The sequence below is a fragment of the Paenibacillus sp. FW101-FHT12H11 genome, from assembly GCF_058790355.1.
The window spans coordinates 481,342-501,741 of sequence record NZ_JBYTCO010000002.1 but is presented as its reverse complement, the minus strand read 5'-3'; the positions used below and the strand labels follow the sequence as shown (position 1 = coordinate 501,741).

The window sequence follows — 20,400 nt, the reverse complement described above, 5'->3', positions numbered from 1 at the left end:
TGTCTATGAAAAGGAAAAATAGTAGTTTCATAGTGGTAGATTAATGAATAACGTGATTGGTTGGAGGAACGCAAGGTGGCCCAATATACGCCGATGATTCAGCAATACTTGGCCGTGAAGGCACAGGTCCCGGATGCATTTTTGTTTTTTCGTCTGGGGGATTTTTATGAAATGTTTTTTGAAGATGCCATCAACGCTTCCCGTGAGCTGGAAATCACCTTAACCGGAAGAGAAGGCGGCGCAGACGAGAAAATTCCGATGTGCGGCGTGCCTCATCACTCGGCTGAGAATTATATGTCTCGCTTGATCGAGAAAGGCTACAAAGTTGCGATTTGCGAACAAGTCGAAGATCCTGCTGAGGCCAAAGGTGTTGTCCGCCGCGAAATTGTGAGGATTGTGACACCGGGTACGGTCATGGACAGCAAGCTGTTAGGGGAATCCAGCAACAATTACATTGTTTCTCTGGTAAGCCGCGAAGCAGGATATGCCTTTACGGCATGCGATATTTCAACCGGCGAGTTGTATACGACGAAGCTGGCTCCATCTTGGGAGCTCGTAGTAGATGAGCTTAATGTGTACAACCCGTCCGAGATTATTACGGATGCGGCTTTATTAACGACAATTCGCGAGTCCGGTGTCACTTGGGGACGGAGCACAGTATTAACCGAGTGGACGCAGTCGGACGAGAAGCTGTTGGACGAGCATTTTGCAGAAGATTCCGCGCTTCCCGGTTTATCGTCACTTAGTCGTAACGGTGTGGCTTTACTGCTGGCTTATTTGAAAGAAACGCAGAAGCGCGCTCTTACTCACGTGAAACATATAAGGGTCTATGAACCTGATCAATTCATGACGATGGACCCTTTCACACGAAGAAATCTTGAACTTGTAGAAACAGTCCGCGAACGCGCGAAAAAGGGCTCTTTGCTTTGGCTGCTCGACAAAACCGTAACGGCAATGGGCGCACGGATGCTGCGCCGCTGGATCGAGAAGCCGCTCATGAGCGTTTCGCGCATTGAAGAGCGTCTGGAAGCTGTTGACTTGCTTTACAATCAGCTCATCGTACGTGATGACGTGAAGCAAGCGTTGAAGGAAGTCTACGATTTGGAGCGTCTTGTAGCGCGTATTTCCTATGGCAATGCGAATGCCCGGGACATGGTCGCTTTGAAGCATTCCTTGCAGCAAGTGCCCTTGCTGCAGGAAGTTTGCGCACAATCTGGTTCTGCAACCTTGCGAAAGCTTGTTGAGAATATGGATGTCTGCGACGACGTAATGTCGTGGATTTCTAACGCCATTGTTGACGAGCCTCCGGTATCCATTCGGGATGGCGGAATGATCCGTGAAGGCTACCAGCCTTACCTGGATCAACTGCGTGAGGCCAGCACCAACGGGAAGCAGTGGATTGCGGAGCTGGAGCGCCAGGAGCGCGAAGCGACTGGCATTAAATCGCTTAAGATCGGCTACAACAAAGTGTTCGGTTACTTCATCGAGGTGACCAAAGCGAACATGTCGGCGCTTCAAGAAGGCCGCTATGAACGCAAACAAACACTGGCGAATGCGGAACGCTACGTCACGCCGGAGCTCAAAGAGAAAGAAGCGCTCATTCTGGAAGCGCAGGATAAAATGATTGATCTGGAATATGAGCTGTTCACGGAGCTTCGCGACCGGATTTCCCAGCATATTTCCAGATTGCAGAAGCTGGCGGAGGTGATCGCGACCGCCGACGTCTACCAATCGCTGGCCGCTGTCAGCGCGGCGCAGCATTTCCGCAAGCCTGAGATCGGCGAAGGCTTCGATCTCCAGATAGAAGAAGGCCGCCACCCTGTCGTAGAGGCGGTTATCCAAGACGGCTCGTTCATCGCGAACGATACGCGCCTTGAAGATGAGCAAGGCCGCATCCTGCTCATTACCGGCCCGAACATGGCCGGTAAAAGTACATACATGCGGCAAGTCGCCGTCATCTGCCTGATGGCGCAGATCGGCTGTTTCGTTCCTGCAAGGTCCGCGCGCATTCCGGTTACGGACCGGATCTTCACGAGAATCGGAGCGGCGGATGACTTGATCGGCGGGCAGAGCACGTTCATGGTCGAGATGATGGACATCCAAGTGATGACGGAGAAAGCGACAAGCAAGAGCCTTGTTATCATTGATGAACTCGGACGCGGCACTTCAACAGGAGAAGGCATGGCGATTGCGCAGGCCGTTATCGAGTTCTTGCATGACCGTATCGGCTGCAAGACGCTTGTATCGACCCACTTCCATGAGCTTGCGCATCTGGAAGAAAGCCTCCGCCATCTGCGCAATCATTGCATGGCGGTCAAGGAAAGCGGCAGGCAGGTAACCTTCCTGCGCAAGCTCATTCCTGGGGCAGCAAGTACGAGTTACGGCATTTATTGTGCCGAAATCGCCGGGCTGCCGGATACGATCATTCAGCGCTCCTACGAGCTGCTGAATGGCTTTGAAGAGCGGGCGGCGGGCTCTGCCCAGGTCGCCGCCGCAACAGCCGTGGCGGACGCCGTTCCTGCGCCCGCCCCGATTCAGCAGCTGTCCCTCTTCGAGGAGGACAGCGCAGCGGCTGTGTCCGGCAAGAAGAAGCCGGACACCAAGTCTCAGCTGGTGATTGACCAGCTGAAAGGGATTGATTTAATCAATATGACGCCACTGCAGGCGCTGAATTTGGTCTATGAATGGAAACAAAAGCTGCAATAAAACGGATGGCATTCATCTATTCATTTTATAAAACCCAAGGAGAGACGCACATGAAAAATCAACCTAGATTGAAAAAAATGAAGGTAACCTTAGCTCTCGTCTCTGCTTTAATGGCCGTATTGCCTGCTAGCGCCGCATTAGCCCAAGAAGATTTGCAAACCATGCAAGTCAGAGAAATTATCGGAAAAATGCATGTGAGCGGGGTAACAGAGGAAGCATTAGCCGGTCAAAGCATTAAACAAATGATCGATGGATTGAAAGATCCTTACACCGTTTTCTTTAGCCAAGAAGAGTTTAGCCAGTTCTCCAGTTCTTTGGAAAATAATTATGTTGGTATGGGTGCACGCATTGGAATTGACGAAAAAGGCGTATATTTAACGGAAATTTTTGCAGGTTCAGCTGCCGAAATCGCCGGTTTGCAGCGGGATGACTACATCCGTGCGGTAGATGGTGTGCCTGCCTCGACAACGTCCATCGATGAAGTGCGCAACAAAATCATCGGTGTGGAAGGCTCGAAAGTAAAGATAACGGTGGCTCGCGGAGAGAAGGAATTGACCGTTGAGCTTACGCGCAAAGGGGTTAACGTCCCTGAAGTGTACAGCCACAGCTTTACGAATGGGGTAGGCTACATCCAAATTACAGATTTCTCCAGCGATGCGGATGAGGATTTTGATACACAGCTTGCCGCGCTTCAGGCCAAAGGTTTGAAATCGTTGATTCTGGATGTGCGCAATAACCCCGGAGGCCTTGTGGACACCGCACAGAACATTGCGAAGCATTTCGTGAAAGACGGCGTGCTCATTCATACGAGAGACCGCAATGGCGTGGATGATCCCGTATTGATTCAAGGCGGAAGCGAGCTGTCGATTCCGGTTTATATTTTAGCCAATGAGAACAGTGCCAGCGCATCGGAAGTGCTTTCAGGCGCTTTACAGGATTATAATGTTGCGAAAGTAATCGGCATGCAAACTTATGGCAAAGGAAGCGTACAGCAGTTGTATCAGCTAGATAACGACAGTGCATTGAAAGTGACGATTGAAGAGTATCTGACACCGAACAAACGGAAAGTGAACAAAGTCGGCATTACGCCAGATGTGAAGGTAGATGGACCAGCCGCTCAATTCATTACAGCCTTGCACACAGCAGGCATCCCTGATGTTCAAGTTGATATCTCCAATCATTTGGTGACGTTCAATGGAGTTGAAGTTAGCAGCGGTTTTGGAAACTTCCATGAAAATGGCAAATTGTTTGCGACTTCTCGCGGATTGGCAGCCTTAGTCGGGGCGACCATTACTTGGAATGAAGCGAACCATACCGTCGATATTTCCGACAGCAAAGGGACTCAGGCCATTCCGGTTGAGGATGACAAGCTTATCATCGAAAATGGCACAAGCTATGTGAATGTTGACCTGTTCGCGCAATATTTCCCGCAACTGCAAGTGAAAGAGCAAGGAGATCATGTTTCCATCCGAGCTGTAAAGGGGAACTAAGGTATTATGGGTAAAATCCAGCTTTTAAGCGAACATATCGCGAACCAGATTGCCGCAGGGGAAGTGGTGGAACGCCCTTCTTCCGTCGTTAAAGAGCTTGTTGAGAACTCGGTCGATGCAGAGAGCACACGGATTGATGTAACCATCGAAGAAGGTGGGCTGCAGTTGATTCGCGTGTCCGATAACGGGACCGGTATGGCGCTCGAAGACTGTGAATTAGCCTTTCAGCGGCACGCGACGAGTAAAATTGCGACAAGCAAAGATTTGTTTTCGATTCGCACATTGGGTTTCCGCGGCGAGGCATTGCCAAGTATCGCGTCGGTCTCCCGACTGGAGTGTGTGACGAGCTCTACCAATGATGGTTTAGGGCGGAAAATCTCCATCGAAGGCGGGACCATTCGGACGGTTGAAGAAACAGCCGCTTCGCGCGGGACCGAAGTGACGGTAAGAGATTTATTTTATAACACGCCTGCACGCCTCAAATATATGAAAACGATCCAAACCGAGCTAGGCCATATTTCGGACTATATGTACCGGTTAGCGCTAGCTCACCCCGGCATTGCCTTTTCGCTTAAGCACAATGGCAATATGCTGCTGCAAACGCTGGGCAACGGCGATTTGCTTCAAGTGATCGCCGGCATATACGGCACAGCCATAGGCAAGCAAATGCTTCCACTCCAAGTGGATAGCTTGGATTACACCATCACGGGCTTCGTTGCGAAGCCCGAAATGACGCGCGCGAATCGCGGCGGCATATCGACCATTGTGAATGGCCGATACGTCCGCAATTTCGCGCTGAATCAAGCGCTGCTGCAGGGGTATCATACCCTGCTGCCGATCAACCGCTTCCCGGTTGCCGTGCTGCAAATCGGGATGGACCCTGCTCTGGTGGATGTGAACGTGCATCCATCCAAGCTTGAGGTCCGCTTCAGCAAAGAAGCGGAGTTGACCGCTCTAATCGAAGCGGAGGTCAAACGCTTATTCGGCCGTCAGGTACTGATTCCTACGGGAAGCAAGCCGTCAGCCCCGAAGGGCGCCTATATTCAGGAGCAGCTCGATCTCACGCGAACGATTGAACCGTTAGCAGCACCGAATCCCGGCGTTACAAAAACAATGGACATTCCGGTGGAAACGGATGCTCCGCGGATTCAAATTAAAGAGAGCGTGACGTCTTACAAACCTGAGCAGCAGAAGCCTGTATTTGATCCGCCGGCAAGAACGGCAGAACCTAAAGCATGGTCTCCTCCTGCGGAGATTCAGAGGCATACAGCCAGCCCGAGTCCGTCCTATTCCAATAGGACCTCATCAACGCAGGCCGCCAGCTCGTACTCGCCGGCAGCCGCAAATCCAAGACAAGTTTCGATTCAGCAGCAGCGCCGCACGAATGAAGCCTTCATGGATTTGCTGCCTTCGAATGAAGAGAGCGAACAGCCGAAGCTGCCAGCTTTTCCAAGTCTAGAGCCTATCGGCCAAATGCATGGCACCTATTTAATTGCACAAAATGGCGATGGCCTATACTTAATTGATCAGCATGCTGCACATGAGCGGATTAATTATGAATATTATTATGAGCGTTTTGGCAATCCTGCTGAGGCAAGCCAAGAACTGCTCGTTCCGATAACCCTGGAGTTTACGCCTTCGGAGGCTGGGATTCTCGCGGATCGATTGTCTCTTTTTGAACAAGCCGGCGTGTTTATGGAAGCTTTTGGCGGCAATACGTTCCTGGTTCGCGCTCATCCTCATTGGTTCCCGTCAGGGGAAGAAAAAGGCATCGTTGAAGAAATGTGCGAATGGGTGCTTAGCGAGAAGAAGGCGGTTGATATTGCCAAACTGAGGGAGAAAGCAGCGATTATGTGTTCCTGCAAAGCCTCCATTAAAGCGAATCAAGGGCTGAGTGTCTTAGAGATGGAGACCCTTATTGATCGTCTTGCGGGCTGCCGAAATCCGTATACATGTCCGCACGGACGACCTATTGTTGTTAGTTTTACGACCTATGAACTGGAAAAAATGTTTAAGCGAGTGATGTAACCCCGTGATTGTTACGACATCTTTTGATCCTTCGGTTGAGATAGTAAGCAAAGCAGGACGATTGGCTGAGGCTTATGGCGGCCGATTCGTCCCCCGAAGGAAGTATTCTTTGGAACATCTTAGGAAAAATAATAAGGATTCTGCCCTTCTGCTTGTGACCAGGGAAGAGATCAGGTACTATGAAGATGACCATCCTGCAGCTTTTTTCCATCCCAGTATGGCACTCGTTCGCGTGAAGCGTATGCTTAGAGGTGAAACAGATCTATTGGTTGAAGCCTCAGGTGCGGCAAGCGGCGATGTTATTGTGGATTGTACAGCAGGTTTAGCGTCAGATTCGATCGTGTTCTCCTTCGCCGTCGGCGCGCAAGGAAGCGTTACTGCCGTAGAAAGCGAAGCCATTCCGGCCATGTTGATTCAAGAGGGCTTAGCGCTCTACGAATCAGAGGTTGCGGAGCTTAACGAGGCCATGAGGCGCATATCGGTCATCAAGCAACATCATCTTGCCTATTTGCAACAATTAAGTTCAAAAAGTGTGGATGTTGTATACTTTGATCCGATGTTTCGCAATCCCATCGAAGAATCTCAAGCGATTTCTCATCTTAGAAGGAATGCGAACGATGAGGCCGTCACGCTGGATTCTATCGAAGAGGCCAAGCGTGTTGCACGCAAAAGCATTGTGCTCAAAGAAAACAGGGACAGCAAGGAGTTTGCGCGTCTTGGTTTTGAGCATGTATTACGATCGACGACCAAAACAACGTATGGAGTGATTCGACTGTGTTAGCCCCATCAGCCAAGCCGAAATTACTCGTGCTTCTTGGTCCCACGGCAGTTGGCAAGACCAAGCTTAGTTTAGAAATTGCCCAGAAGTTCGGGTGCGAAATTATTTCCGGAGATTCCATGCAGGTCTACCGGGGGATGGATATTGGAACAGCCAAAGCGAGCGAAGCTGAACAGCTCCTTGTTCCGCATCATTTGATCGATATTCATGATCCCTCCTACCCTTTTTCGGCAGCGGAATTTCAAGAACGTGTGAAAGCATTAATCCTTGATATCCACTCGCGTGGAAAGCTTCCATTTATCGTTGGCGGTACAGGCCTATATATTGAGTCCGTCTGTTATAACTATCAATTTACAGATGTCAGTATGGATGAAGCGTTCCGTCTCGAGCAGGAGTCCTACGCGATTGAGCATGGCGACGAAGCCTTGCACTTAAAACTGCGTGAAATTGATCCGGAAAGCGCAGACCGCCTGCACGCAAATGACCGTAGACGGGTGATTCGGGCTATGGAAATCTATCATGTCTCCGGTGAGACGATGACTTCCCATTTGGCCGCCCAGAAAAAAGAATCCCCGTACGAACTATGTATCATTGGACTGACGATGGACCGTGCGCTTCTCTATAAGCGCATTGAAGAACGCATCGACGAGATGATGCAAGAGGGACTTGTGGGCGAGGTGCAGTCGATTTTGTCCGCAGGTTGTCCGAAGCAGGCTATTTCTATGCAAGCACTCGGCTACAAAGAAATCGTCAGCTATTTGGAGGGCGAGCTTACTCTTGATGCGGCTGTGACGCTGCTCAAGCGAGATACACGCCGTTTTGCCAAGAGGCAGCTGTCCTGGTTCCGGCATATGAAAGATATCAACTGGGTGGATGTAACGGAGCCGGCAAATTTTTCTGACCATTTCGAAAAGATTAGTGATATACTAGCAGGAAAGTTTGTACATAAAATTGAATATAATTAACAAATATGACCACTAGAAAATAGCGCCGTCAGGCGATAGTTTCATTCCATTAAGGGGGACCTACTGATGAACCGATCCATTAACATTCAGGACAACTTTTTAAATCAACTTCGCAAAGAAAGCATTCCCGTAACCGTCTATCTTACGAATGGGTTCCAAATCAGAGGGCTTATCCGCGCTTTTGACAATTTCACGATTATCATTGACAGCGAAGGCCGTCAGCAAATGGTGTACAAGCATGCCATTTCTACGTTCACGCCGCAACGCGCTGTTTCTTTAATGGCTGCAACGGAAACAACGGAATAATATTCCTTTACTCGTTTGGTTTTGCAACTTTTTAATGGACTGAACCGTCTAACCGAATAGACACTTGTGGGAGCAACCTTGTTTAAGGTTGTTCTTTTCTTGGTTAATAGATAAAGAATTGTACAACGAGGGAGTCGGTGGATTTGGAGAGACCTACGAATAAACAGTCAACAACGAATACCAAAACGAAACCACAAGGCAAGAAAAAAGGTCCTAAAAAGAAGAAGTTTAATTTTCGCAAATTAATCTTAGGTACCATTATAGCAACGATATTGGCAATTATTTGTGCAATGGCTATTTATATTGTCGTTATTATGAACGGCTTTAAGATTCTGGAAACGAATATCGATAAAATCGAGACGACGACGGAATCAACCCTTATTTATGCGCAGGAAGAAGGCAAGGATGCACAGCCTAAGGAAATCGCCAAGATTTATAAAGGCGAGAACCGGGAGAGTGTGAACATCAAAGATGTTCCGGAACGATTGAAGCAGGCATTTATTGCGACGGAAGATCGCCGCTTTGAGCAGCACTCCGGTGTAGACTTCTGGGCAATTGGCCGAGCGCTGGTTAAGGACGTTATTCATATGAGCGCTGTTGAAGGCGGAAGTACCATTACCCAGCAGTTAGCCAAAAACGTGTTCCTCAGCTCAGAGAAAACAGCGTTCCGTAAAGGAACTGAGATGTCCATTGCGTTTGCTTTGGATGAGAAGTATACCAAGGATGAAATTCTTGAGCGGTATTTAAATCGCATTTTCTTTGGCAGTAATGCTTATGGCATTAAAGCGGCAGCCAAGGTTTACTTTGGGAAATCCAACTTGAATGACTTGGAGATATGGGAAATGGCTACCTTAGCCGCTTTGCCGAAGGCACCTTCGAAATACTCGCCGCTAGCGAATCCGGATCTGTCTAAAGAGCGAAGGGGTGTCGTGCTCAAATTGATGGCGGATCAAGGTTATATAACAGAAGCTGAACGTGCGAAAGCAGCAGCTGTGGACTATACACCTCCTGCGGCGGCCGCTACGAGCACCAAAGATTACGCCAGCTACGTGGATTATGTGATGAATGAAGCGGAAGATATGTACGATATTGATGAAGATGAATTGTTGACGAAGGGTTACCGCATCTACACAACGATGAATACGAAGGCGCAGCAAACCATGGAGACAACCTACGCGAATCCGAGCTTTTTCCAGAAGGATGCTACGGATGGGCAGAAAATTCAAAGCGCCATGGTTATTGTAGACAACAAAACAGGCGGTTTGATGGCGATGATTGGCGGCCGTGATTACAAATCGCGTGGATTCAGCCGTATTTATTCCAAAAGGCAGCCGGGTTCTTCTTTTAAACCAATCGCTGCATATGGACCTGCCCTAGAAAGTGGGGATTATACGCCATATTCCATCTTGGATGATTCTCAAACTTCATTCGGGAATGGGACGTATTCGCCACGCAACTATGACCGTGTAACGCATGGTCAAGTTACGATGCTTGAAGCCGTGAAAAAGTCATATAACTTAGCTCCAGTCTGGCTTTTAGAAAAAATGGGCGTAAATGCAGGTATCACTTTTGCTAAAAACCTGGGCATTCAGCTGAATCCGGCGAAAGACAGAAACTTGGCTATCGCCCTTGGAGGTCTTACGGATGGAGTTTCTCCACTGCAAATGGCAACAGCTTATTCAGCCTTCGCGAACCAGGGATCACTGAACAAAACACATGCGATTCTTCGCATAACGGATGCTCAAGGGAAGGAAATCGCTGCTTATAAAGCGGAGAAGAAACAAGTGATTCAGCCGAAAACGGCTTATTATATGACCCTTCTTCTTCAAGGAGTTGTCGAAACGGGCGGCACAGGTACGAAAGCGAAATTCAATCGTCCTGTCGCAGGTAAAACAGGGTCAACCGGTTTGGATATTAAAGGCATCGAGCAGTATGATCGTGATGTCTGGTTCGTTGGCTATACGCCGGAATGGACGGCGGCTGTGTGGGAAGGCTTCGATAAGGTAGATTCGAAGCATTACGTGACGGTCGGAAGCGGAGGCACGGCGGCAATTTTCAAAGAGATCATGTCCAAGTCGCTGGACGGCGTTCCTATCACCAATTTCGTTAAGCCGGCGAATGTGCCGACACCAACGGAGACGCCTACTGGAGTTACCGATCTAGCGGCTGTTTATGAGATTGATAAGAAATCTGTTAAACTAACATGGACACCGGTTGGCGAGAAGACGAGTTATAATGTGTACCGTAAGGGTTCCAAGGAGACGGATGCTAAACTTCTGATCCAATCACCTACGCCAATCGTGAATGACTCCTCAGTATTCAGCGGGGAAACGTATCAGTATTATGTTGTTCCTTTCAGTGCAGATACGAATGTCGAAGGCGCTAGATCGAACGTGGCTTCTGTGGAAGTTCCTAAGGATGACACGCTTCCGGACGGAACGAAGCCGTCTACATCACCGGGAGTGTCACCTACGCCTTCACCAGGTAATGGGATGGACCCAACAAATCCAACGCAATCACCGGGAACGAAGCCTACACCTACGCCAACGCCGGGTAACACGGTCAAGCCAGGTGGAAGCCCGAGTCCAAGTCCAACTCCGAGTTCAAGTCCGAACTCAAGCAATGGACCAAGTCCGACACCTACGCCACCAACCAAACCGGGGAATGGAACTCCGGATAAACCTAAGGATGGCAAGCCGGATGGGGAACAAGTCATTGTTCCCAAAACGCCGTAATGCAGTTATTTGAAACCCACCACTAGACGGAGGAATTTACAATGAACTTGCTTAAACCAGCGAAACTATTACCACTCACATTGATCGCACTTACGATGCTTGCTTCGGCCTGCGGCAACAAACCAGCGGAAACTGCTGGCGGTACAGCGACGCCAAAAAGCGGCGCCACAGCGCCGGCTACTTCTGCTTCTGCCTCACCAGCGGCTACTGCAGCGGCAAAGCAATGGAGCAAAGCTCCGGATATGACGATTGATACAAATAAAAATTATCAAGCGGAAGTGACGACGTCGAAAGGCTCGTTCACGATTGACCTTTATGCGAAGGAAGCTCCCAAAACGGTTAACAATTTCGTGTTTTTATCCAAAGAGGGCTTCTACAATAATGTGACGTTTCACCGTATTATCAAATCATTTATGATTCAAACAGGGGATCCGCAAGGAACAGGCATGGGCGGACCTGGCTACAAGTTTGCGGATGAGCTCAAAACCACGCACAAATACGAGCTTGGTACAGTCGCAATGGCGAATTCCGGTCCCAATACGAATGGCAGCCAGTTTTTCATCTGCTCAGGTGATGATTGCGCGAATTTGAACCAAATGCCTAACTATACCATTTTCGGGAAAGTGACGCAGGAGGGGATGGCAACAATAGCCAAAATTGCTGACACTCCTGTAGAAAAGGGCGGAGAAGCTACGCCAAGCAAACCGAAAGAAAAGGTAACGATCAATTCCATCACGATTAAGGAAAAATAGAATAAATTACAATGTACTGACATTACGATGGAAAGTTTGACGGGAGGGATGCCGGGTGAAACAACCCTGTTTATTGTTCCACGGATTTACAGGTGGGCCGTATGAAGTTGAGCCGTTAGCTCGGCATTTGCGTGAACGCGGTCAACTTTGTAAGGTGCCGGAGCTCCCATGGAATGGGGATGCCAATAACCAACTGAAAACTTCCCGCTGGGAAGATTGGGTGAGGGCTGCCGAAGAGCAAGCGGAGAAAATGACGCAAGAATACGGCGAATTTGACATGGTAGGCTTCTCGATGGGTGGTTTGCTGGCAGCGTATTTATCCGTGAGATATCCGATTCGCAGACTCATTTTATTAAATACGGCAGTCATTTATGTAAGTCCAGGGCGGATGCTGGAAGTGATGCGTGATGAGTGGAAATATGAGCGGAAAATTTCGCTCGACAAGGCCAAATCAACACCACTGAGAGCCACTTGGCAATTTGCGCGGCTAGTTAACAAATTAAAGCCCGAACTGAGTCAAGTGAACATTCCTACGCTAATTGCACAATCAGAGAAGGATCAAGTGATTCATCCACAAAGTGCGCGTTACATTTATAGCAAAGTGAAGGGACAACGCGAGCTCCATTGGCATCCGAGATCCAACCACCTCATTTGCCATAGCGATGATGCGGCTGCATTGTTCCGGCAAGTAAGCGCATTTCTGGATAAGGAGCACCTGGATGACAGCCAAATCAAATATGAACCATAAGCAACGAACGGTTTCCCCAAAACCGCGCAAAGCTGCGAAACCATCATCAAAAGCGGGTCCAAAGTCAAAATTTCGCAGAAGGCTAGCTTATTTATTCCGAACATTTATCGTTTTGTTCCTTCTCGGTGTAGCTTGGATCATTTACGTACAGTGGAAGGTGCAAGTCGCTCCAGACCAAGTTTTGCCGAAGCAGGTTGACGTCGGCATTGTATTAGGAGCATCGCTGCGTCAAGATATTCCAAGCCCTGGGCTTCAGGAACGGTTAGATTTAGCTGTTAACTTATATAAACAAGGGAAGTTCAAACAACTGATCGTAAGCGGCGGTTTGGATCATAATGGCTCTAAACTGACTGAAGCAGAGGGTATGCGCAATTATTTAGTCCAAAAGGGGCTGCCCGCCAAAAGCATTCTGATCGAACCACGGGCGACAAGTACGTACGAGAATTTGTTGTTTTCCAAGCAAATTATGGACGAGGAGGGCCTTGTGAGCTCCATCATTGTGACGCACTCTTATCATGGCTCGCGATCGCTTGATATTGCGGAAACGGTAGGATTGAAAGAGCCGCTCGTTTCATCCATCGATTCCAAAGTCCTGTTCATGCCGTATCATGAAGCTAGAGAAACACTTGCTTATACGAAATGGATATGGGACAAGCTGCTGCTCAAGGTAGGCGTCTAAGTGGAGCGGACTCCATTTCCGCTGAGTTGCTCGTTAAACCGAAAAGAACCGTCAGGATGTGGATTTCCCTGACGGTTCTTCGTATTCTTTACCCGTTAACAATTGTTCCACCATTGACGTGCAGCACCTGACCCGCCATATAGGAGGAATCCTCGCTGGCCAGGAAGACGTAGCTTGCAGCAAGTTCACTTGGCTGCCCCGCACGCTTCATTGGCGTCGTTGAGCCGAAGGTCGCGACTTCCTGCTCCGTGAAAGTAGACGGAATCAACGGTGTCCAGATTGGACCCGGCGCGACGGCGTTCACGCGAATCCCCTTGGCGTTCAGCTGCAAGGAAAGGGAGCGTGTAAAAGTAACAATCGCACCTTTCGTAGCGGAATAGTCGATTAGTTGCTCATGACCATGATAAGCTGTGATGGAAGCTGTATTGATAATGGCGCTTCCTGATTTCAGATGGGGGAGTGCCGCTTTGGTTAAATAAAATTGTGAAAAAATGTTCGTTCTAAAGGTTCGTTCGAGTTGCTCGGACGTCACATTCTCGATGCTTGGCTGCGGATGCTGCTCGGCGGCGTTATTAACAAGAATATCAAGTTTTCCGAATTGTTGAACGGCTTGCTCGATAATTTTCTTGCAAAAGTTCTCATCGCCAACGTCACCTGCAACATGGAGACATTTACGACCTGCCTTTTCCACATGCCGCTGCGTTTCTTCCGCATCTCCGTGTTCATTGAGGTAGACGAGCACGACGTCGGCGCCTTCTTTGGCAAAGGCTACCGCAACTGCCCGGCCTATTCCGCTGTCGCCTCCGGTAATTAATGCGACTTTATCCTTCAGCTTGCCGGCTGCTTTGTAAGCAGCGTTGTCAAACTCAGGACGCGGGTTCATTTGTGACTCAATGCCAGGTTGTGTATTTTGATGCTGTGGTGGAAAAACAGGTTTTGGCGTAGTAGCTGTTGCCATGCAATTAGACTCCTTTCATATCCTTAACAAATTCTTAGTTAGGATGATGCAAAGGGATCTAAATCATACTTCATTCGGTAATGATAGCGGTACTTGGTTTGGTAACCAAGTTTTTCATATAACGAAACAGCGGTCGTATTGGAAGCGACAACTTGCAAATATTGCTGGGTTGCGCCATGCTCCAGACTCCAAGACGAGAGGGCGTGCAGAAGATAGTAACTCAGACCTTGGCCTCGCTCTTTCTCGCTTACAACCACATTCAGAAAGCCGGCATATTCACCTTCGACGATAGCTGTGGCGACGGCGATAATTTGATCCTCTTTTTTTAATTTTACAAAACCTTTCGTCTTGGAAATTCGGTCACATATCCCTTTGTAGCAGTCTTTGAGCGTTTTGTCGTAACGTTCAAGCTCAAGAAAAGCATCCAACCATTCCTCATCCACTTGGCTGATCCATTCGGTCGTAATCGACAAAGGGGGTTTCAGCAAAAGTTTCTCCTGTGCGAATGTGGCCGCTTCTTGTGCGTTAGCAAACATCATGAGACATGGAAGCTCAAAGGCATATCCTTGTGCATCCAACTTCTCGTCAAGCCCAGGAGGCGATGCATCACTAATATGAAAGATGGCAGGAAGGCCTTTGTCAGCATAAAATTGTTCGATAAGCGGCAGCCAATTGGCGGTTTTCGGATAATCACCGATGGCAAGCACGCTATTGGCACGTTTCGTGACACCTTGGGTGGCTCGCAATTGCCAGTTATCGATATAGGCAGTTATTTCGGCAGGCCAAGTGTTGGATGCAATGGTATCGATTTCGTTGTAAAAAGTGATGGAATCGTTCATTAAGCGTAGACTCCTTTCAATTCTTTCGAGGTGTTTTAATAAATATACATATTAATGTATAAAAATACAATATGAAAAGTGGAAAAAAACAGTCCATTGATGTAAGCTATGAAACAACGGAAAGTTTATGGCAAACTGGCAACAGGAGTGAATGATTTGGAATTTATCATACGACGGGCGCGTTCCGAAGATTATGAGGTAGTCAACGCCATCATCCGTTTCGGCCAAGAGGAGCACGCGGCTGCTCTGCCTAAGTATTTTGCAAGATTGGATCGCGTCGTTGCCATGGGCTGGTACCGCAGCTTTTCCGATCAAGTGAACAAGGTCATATGGGTCGCTGAGACAAGCGGGCAAGTGGTCGGTGTAGCGATGCTGGAGATGAAAAAAAGCCCATCCTATGAGGCTCTGGTGCCACGCTCTTACGCCTATTTGAACGAACTCGCGGTGTCTCCTGATTTCCAGCGGCAAGGCGTTGGAACATTGCTCTATCAAGCATCGGCAGCGTGGGCGCGGGATCAGGGGGCTTCCTCTCTTGAGCTTTATGTATGGGAATTTAACGAGAGCGCCATCGCTTTCTATCGTTCTTTGGGCATGTCCACTCTCAATCGAACGATGACGTCCGATTTATCTAACTAGTTAAAGGAGCATATGTATGCGATTTATAGATAACGAAGGAATAACAGATCCACGGATCAACTTGGCGATAGAGGAATATGCGTTAAGGCATCTGCCGGATCAGGACAGTTACCTGCTTTTTTATATGAACGAACCATCCATTATTATTGGCAAAAATCAAAACACGCTGGAAGAAATCAATCCGGAATATGTAAAAGATCATAACCTCCATGTCGTTCGCAGACTATCCGGCGGCGGAGCTGTGTACCATGATTTAGGCAATTTGAATTTTAGCTTCATTACCAAAGATGACGGGAATTCTTTTCACAATTTTCAAAAGTTTACGGAGCCTGTCGTAGCAGCCCTTCGCAAACTCGGGGTAGAAGCGGCTTTAACAGGACGAAATGATATCCAGGTCGGCGAACGTAAAATTTCAGGCAATGCGCAGTTTGCTACAAAAGGCCGGATGTTCAGCCATGGCACGCTTTTATTCAACTCTGAGATCGAAAATGTCGTGTCTGCGCTCAAGGTTAGCCCGGATAAAATTCAATCCAAGGGGATTAAATCGATTCGCAGCCGAGTTGCGAACATCGCTGAATTTCTGGATGCTCCGTTAACAATTGAAGAATTCCGTTTGAAACTGCTAGCTTCTATATTCGGGATGGAGGCGTCGCAAGTGCCGACGTACAAGCTTTCAGAAGAAGATTGGCGCCAAATTCGCAGTATATCCGAAGAACGTTACGGGAACTGGGACTGGAACTATGGCAAGTCGCCGAAGAGTACGATCCAAAATTCCAAGCGCTTCGAAGGTGTTGGGAAGTTAGATGTTCGGTTAGCGATAGAAGAAGGCCAAATTCAAGATATCAAAATTTATGGCGATTTCTTCGGCGCTAGCGATGTAGCTGAGCTGGAAGAAGTGCTGCGCGGCTCCCGTTACGAAGAAAAGGCTGTACGAGAGCGGCTGGAAGGCGTTGAATTGCGGCGGTACTTTGGCGCTTTGGAGCTTGACTCTTTCGTTGCTCTGCTCATGTTAACTTAAGTAATTGTGATTCATCTTGGGGGAGGAAGATTCAGTAATGACGAAACTATATTTGATCCGGCACGGGGAGACGCTTTGGAACGAAGAGCGACGCATGCAGGGACATATGGATTCACCGCTGTCTGCTTTAGGCGAGCAGCAAGCTTTATGGTTGTCCTACGCTTTGAAAGATGTTCCCTTTGAAGCTATGTACGCAAGCACCAGTGGTCGAACGCTGCAAACTGCACGGATTATCAAGGGGGATCGCAATCTGGCGATTCAACCTTCAGATGAGTGGCGGGAAATGAATTTAGGCGACTGGGAGGGGCGCATCTCGGATGAAATTGAGCGATTGGACCCCGATAATTTCCATGCCTTCTGGCGTAATCCGGAAGCGTATCGTCCGGCGCGTGGCGAAACCTATTCGGATCTGCAGAAAAGGGTGACCCCGGCACTTGAACAATTGCTTGCAGCACACGAGGGGCAGACGATTGCGTTGGTATCACACACCGTCACGCTGAAAGTCATTATGGCTTATTTTGAGCGGAGAGGGCTTGCTGAGCTATGGAATCCGCCATATTTTCATCCGACTTGTTTAAGTTTAGTTGAAATGGTAGATAACGAACCGCACATCCGTCTTCACGCAGACACTTCGCATTTTCAAGACGAAGCCTTCGGGTACTAACATTCATCAATTGGGAGGAATCGACAATGATCCTGGAAGTAGCCATTTTACCTGTGATTGCCGGGAAAAATACAGAATTTGAAGCAGCATTTCGCGAAGCATCATCCCTTATTTCGTCCATGAAAGGGTATGTATCGCATGAGCTGCAGTCATGTATCGAAGATGGGAACAAATATCTGCTCTTGGTGCAATGGGAGACGCTTGAGGATCATACCGTAGGCTTTCGAGGCTCAGCAGAGTACCAGGAATGGCGGAAGCTGCTGCATCATTTCTATGATCCTTTCCCGGTTGTAGAGCATTACACGCTAACGCAAACTTATGGCAAATAAAGCAGAAAAGCTTCCGACTTGGTTCGGAGGCTTTTTCTCTGGGTATAAGCTCTAATGATCGGTCTAAAAAACAAGGAATGAGCGTAGGATGGATAGATACCATCCATCGAAACCAACTTGTAAACGAGGTGATCCTCATGAGTGGTCGGAGCTTGCCATCCAGACAGATCAACATCGTCTTGCGGCAGCCAGAGCAGCGGCGAGCGGTTGATAGCGCCGGCGACCAGCTTCATGCTTCGCCGCAGACCGAAACAGAACCGCAGCAAACCGGAAAAAGGACGCCGCTTGAGGGTCCGTTATCGGATATTTTTAAAGAGCTGAATCAATTGATAGGTCTTGATAATGTCAAAGAATTGGTGCATGAAATCTATGCGCTGCTCCAAATTTCTCAATTCCGCGCAGAGGCTGGATTAATCAGCAATGCGCATGTGTACCATATGATTTTCAAAGGGAGTCCCGGAACGGGGAAAACGACGGTAGCCCGGCTGATGGGACGCATGTTTCACGCAATGGGTGTGTTAAGCAAGGGGCACTTTATTGAAGTGGAACGGGCAGATCTCGTAGGCGAATACATTGGACATACAGCTCTGAAGACGAGGGAATTGATGAAAAAAGCGATGGGCGGGATCCTGTTCATCGATGAAGCCTACAGCTTGGCGCGCGGAGGGGATAAAGACTTCGGGAAGGAATCGATCGACGCGTTGGTCAAAGGCATGGAGGATAAAAAAAATGATTTTATTCTGATTCTCGCCGGCTATAGCGACGAGATGGAGCAATTCCTTGCTACGAATCCCGGGCTGCCTTCCAGGTTCCCGATTCAAATTGATTTTGAAGATTATCCCATTGAACAATTAATTCAGATTACGGAACTTATGGCCAAAGACCGTGAATATGTGCTTATGCCGCAAACGGTAATGAAACTTAAACAGCATTTGATGGAGGAGAAGGCAGCGACTTGGCGCGCTTTTAGCAATGCAAGATATGTTCGCAATATTCTGGAGAAAGCGATGAGGCATCAAGCGGTGAGGCTGCTTAGTCAATATGTGAATGCCCCTTCCAAATCGGAATTAATGTCGATACGGCCCGAAGATATGAAATTTAAATGAACATTTGGAAAGCTGTTTAACTTTTTTAAAGTTAAATGGCTTTTTTTCTTGTTGAAATGAATTGACAGTTTGAAAGAACGGAGTAAAATAGACAGAGTAATTAGATCTTGATAATGATTATCAGTCTTAACCGGCTTGGTAATTGATTGGCCAAGGAGGGCTTTTGCTATCATGCCTAAAATGTTTATTGCTAGCTGGATCGCATTGGTCTTATTTTTAACGGTCCCCTTTTCCGTTTTCGCTAAAGCAGAGGATGACCTCGCGAAAGAAGACGAGAGTATTGTGCGTGCTATCCAAGCTGCAGAGAGCGGGAAGGTGGAAGAGGCTTCCAAACTGTTCGATACGTTTCAAATGAACTGGTTGTCTTATGAAGGTGGCGTGAAGGAACGCTCGCTTGCGGCTTATCAGAAGATTGAGCAGGCGATGGGTGAGGTATCCTTTCAAACGGTAAAGCAGCCCATCGATGAGCAAAAGCTTCTAACGGGCTTGAAAGAGCTTCACACGCTAAATAAGAACTTTATCGAAGGGAATTTGGATGCTTTTGGTCAAGCTTCTAAGGATGATGGCCAAGTATCGGTTGCTGATTTGGTTGCACTTTTGGACAAAGCAGCCGGACAGTTAAAAGAGAACGATGTGGAAGGGGCTTCGGCCAGTATTCAAACGCTTCGAGATTCTTGGCTGCAGATAGAGGGGATTGTTCTTACACAGTCTTCCGCTGTTTATACTTCCATGGAAAGAGACATGGTCATAGCCTATGCACAGCTGTCTGCGTCGCCTGCTCAAGTCAATGAAGCTTCAGCAACGATTGCACGTATGCATGCAGATCTGAATCCGTTAGCTGCCAAAACCAGATACACCATGCTGGATGCAACGACGATATTGCTGCGAGAAGGGCTTGAAGCTTTATTAGTCGTCATTGCCTTGCTCGGGTTTCTAAATAAATCGGGTCATAGTGATAAAAAACAATGGATTTGGTACGGGGTGCTCGGCGGACTACTGGTAAGTATCGCTCTAGGCATCGTCGTTCAGCAGCTGTTCTCAGCTAGCGCTTTTGGCAATAACAACTTTTTAATTGCAGGGTGTACCGGTATTTTCGCTGCGGTTATGCTGTTATATATGAGTTATTGGTTGCACAGCAAGTCAAGCATTTCGAACTGGCAAAAATACATAAGAGATCAGAGCGTCAAAGCGCTAGCGACAGGGAGCTTGGTTTCATTAAGCTTGTTGGCTTTTCTGGCAGTATTCCGCGAAGGCACGGAAACGGTTCTCTTCATGATCGGAATGGCATCCTCGATTTCATTGACTTCTTTGGTCAGCGGCATCGCCATTGGTGTAGTCATTCTGATTATCGTGGCATTCCTTATTTTAAAAGTCGGCTTGCGTATTCCGATGCGGCCTTTCTTCCTGGTTTCCAGCTTTTTCGTATTTTATCTGTGCTTCAAGTTTGCCGGTATGGGCGTCCACGGTCTGCAGCTAGCCGGTTATCTGCCTGCCACGACGGCATCTTGGCTGCCTAGTTGGGATTTCGTTGCTCTTTATCCGACATTAGAGAGTGCGATTCCTCAATTTATTCTTCTCATAGCGGCATTGGTTACCGTCATCTGGGAACGCCTAAAACTGATTCAAAACAAAAATCGTACGGTCTATAAATAATTTTTTAATC

General features: G+C 48.1%; 18 protein-coding genes. 16 read left to right on the top strand and 2 right to left on the bottom strand.

Going from position 1 to position 20,400, the window contains the following annotated elements; genetic code table 11:
• Positions 1-75 precede the first annotated feature (75 nt).
• From mutS to AC3WTJ_RS07910, 10 genes are all read left to right on the top strand, one after another.
• Positions 76-2,706: a DNA mismatch repair protein MutS gene (gene mutS, locus AC3WTJ_RS07955; protein ID WP_492521371.1), complete on the top strand. Its 2,631-nt coding sequence runs from the start codon at positions 76-78 to the stop codon at positions 2,704-2,706.
• A 50-nt stretch (positions 2,707-2,756) separates the two neighbouring features.
• Positions 2,757-4,196, top strand: a complete 1,440-nt coding sequence (locus AC3WTJ_RS07950; RefSeq protein WP_492521370.1) for a S41 family peptidase — start codon at positions 2,757-2,759, stop codon at positions 4,194-4,196.
• 6 nt (positions 4,197-4,202) lie between these two features.
• Positions 4,203-6,224 (top strand): DNA mismatch repair endonuclease MutL, encoded by a 2,022-nt coding sequence (gene mutL, locus AC3WTJ_RS07945; protein WP_492521369.1) that lies wholly within the window; start codon positions 4,203-4,205, stop codon positions 6,222-6,224.
• Positions 6,225-6,228: 4 nt separating this feature from the next.
• The gene (locus AC3WTJ_RS07940; protein ID WP_492521368.1) at positions 6,229-7,005 is read left to right on the top strand and encodes a class I SAM-dependent methyltransferase; all 777 of its coding nucleotides are present in this window, start codon (positions 6,229-6,231) and stop codon (positions 7,003-7,005) included.
• Positions 6,999-7,967, top strand: coding sequence for a tRNA (adenosine(37)-N6)-dimethylallyltransferase MiaA (miaA, locus tag AC3WTJ_RS07935; RefSeq protein WP_492521367.1), 969 nt, complete (start codon positions 6,999-7,001; stop codon positions 7,965-7,967). The genes AC3WTJ_RS07940 and miaA overlap by 7 nt, the downstream gene beginning before the upstream one ends.
• Before the next feature lie 66 nt (positions 7,968-8,033).
• Positions 8,034-8,273, top strand: coding sequence for an RNA chaperone Hfq (hfq, locus tag AC3WTJ_RS07930; protein WP_127451633.1), 240 nt, complete (start codon positions 8,034-8,036; stop codon positions 8,271-8,273).
• Between the two features lie 143 nt (positions 8,274-8,416).
• Positions 8,417-11,008, top strand: a complete 2,592-nt coding sequence (locus AC3WTJ_RS07925) for a transglycosylase domain-containing protein (RefSeq protein ID WP_492521366.1) — start codon at positions 8,417-8,419, stop codon at positions 11,006-11,008.
• A 41-nt stretch (positions 11,009-11,049) separates the two neighbouring features.
• Positions 11,050-11,760, top strand: coding sequence for a peptidylprolyl isomerase (locus AC3WTJ_RS07920; protein ID WP_492521365.1), 711 nt, complete (start codon positions 11,050-11,052; stop codon positions 11,758-11,760).
• 55 nt (positions 11,761-11,815) lie between these two features.
• Complete coding sequence (locus tag AC3WTJ_RS07915; protein ID WP_407872267.1) at positions 11,816-12,508, top strand: alpha/beta hydrolase; 693 nt, start codon at positions 11,816-11,818, stop codon at positions 12,506-12,508.
• Positions 12,480-13,187 carry a YdcF family protein gene (locus AC3WTJ_RS07910; protein WP_492521364.1) on the top strand — a complete coding sequence of 236 codons (708 nt, stop codon included), beginning with the start codon at positions 12,480-12,482 and terminating at the stop codon, positions 13,185-13,187. The genes AC3WTJ_RS07915 and AC3WTJ_RS07910 overlap by 29 nt, the downstream gene beginning before the upstream one ends.
• A gap of 88 nt (positions 13,188-13,275) precedes the next feature.
• On the opposite strand, the gene AC3WTJ_RS07905 is transcribed toward AC3WTJ_RS07910, so the two are convergent.
• Positions 13,276-14,145, bottom strand: a complete 870-nt coding sequence (locus AC3WTJ_RS07905) for an SDR family oxidoreductase (protein WP_127451641.1) — start codon at positions 14,143-14,145, stop codon at positions 13,276-13,278.
• Positions 14,146-14,183: 38 nt separating this feature from the next.
• On the bottom strand, positions 14,184-14,984 hold the full coding sequence (locus tag AC3WTJ_RS07900; RefSeq protein ID WP_492521363.1) for a GNAT family N-acetyltransferase: 801 nt from the start codon (positions 14,982-14,984) through the stop codon (positions 14,184-14,186).
• Between the two features lie 108 nt (positions 14,985-15,092).
• Here AC3WTJ_RS07900 and AC3WTJ_RS07895 point away from each other — a divergent pair, with 108 nt between their 5' ends.
• The 6 genes from AC3WTJ_RS07895 (at position 15,093) to AC3WTJ_RS07870 (ending at position 20,390) form a co-directional block, all read left to right on the top strand.
• The gene (locus AC3WTJ_RS07895; RefSeq protein WP_492521362.1) at positions 15,093-15,620 is read left to right on the top strand and encodes a GNAT family N-acetyltransferase; all 528 of its coding nucleotides are present in this window, start codon (positions 15,093-15,095) and stop codon (positions 15,618-15,620) included.
• A 16-nt stretch (positions 15,621-15,636) separates the two neighbouring features.
• Complete coding sequence (gene lplA / locus AC3WTJ_RS07890; protein WP_492521361.1) at positions 15,637-16,638, top strand: lipoate--protein ligase; 1,002 nt, start codon at positions 15,637-15,639, stop codon at positions 16,636-16,638.
• 37 nt (positions 16,639-16,675) lie between these two features.
• Positions 16,676-17,302, top strand: a complete 627-nt coding sequence (locus tag AC3WTJ_RS07885) for a histidine phosphatase family protein (protein WP_492521360.1) — start codon at positions 16,676-16,678, stop codon at positions 17,300-17,302.
• Between the two features lie 26 nt (positions 17,303-17,328).
• On the top strand, positions 17,329-17,631 hold the full coding sequence (locus tag AC3WTJ_RS07880; protein WP_315949476.1) for an antibiotic biosynthesis monooxygenase family protein: 303 nt from the start codon (positions 17,329-17,331) through the stop codon (positions 17,629-17,631).
• A 137-nt stretch (positions 17,632-17,768) separates the two neighbouring features.
• Entirely contained in the window at positions 17,769-18,737 is a 969-nt protein-coding gene (locus tag AC3WTJ_RS07875; protein WP_492521359.1) for an AAA family ATPase, read from the top strand.
• A gap of 171 nt (positions 18,738-18,908) precedes the next feature.
• Entirely contained in the window at positions 18,909-20,390 is a 1,482-nt protein-coding gene (locus tag AC3WTJ_RS07870; RefSeq protein ID WP_492521358.1) for an FTR1 family iron permease, read from the top strand.
• The last annotated feature ends 10 nt before the right edge of the window (positions 20,391-20,400 follow it).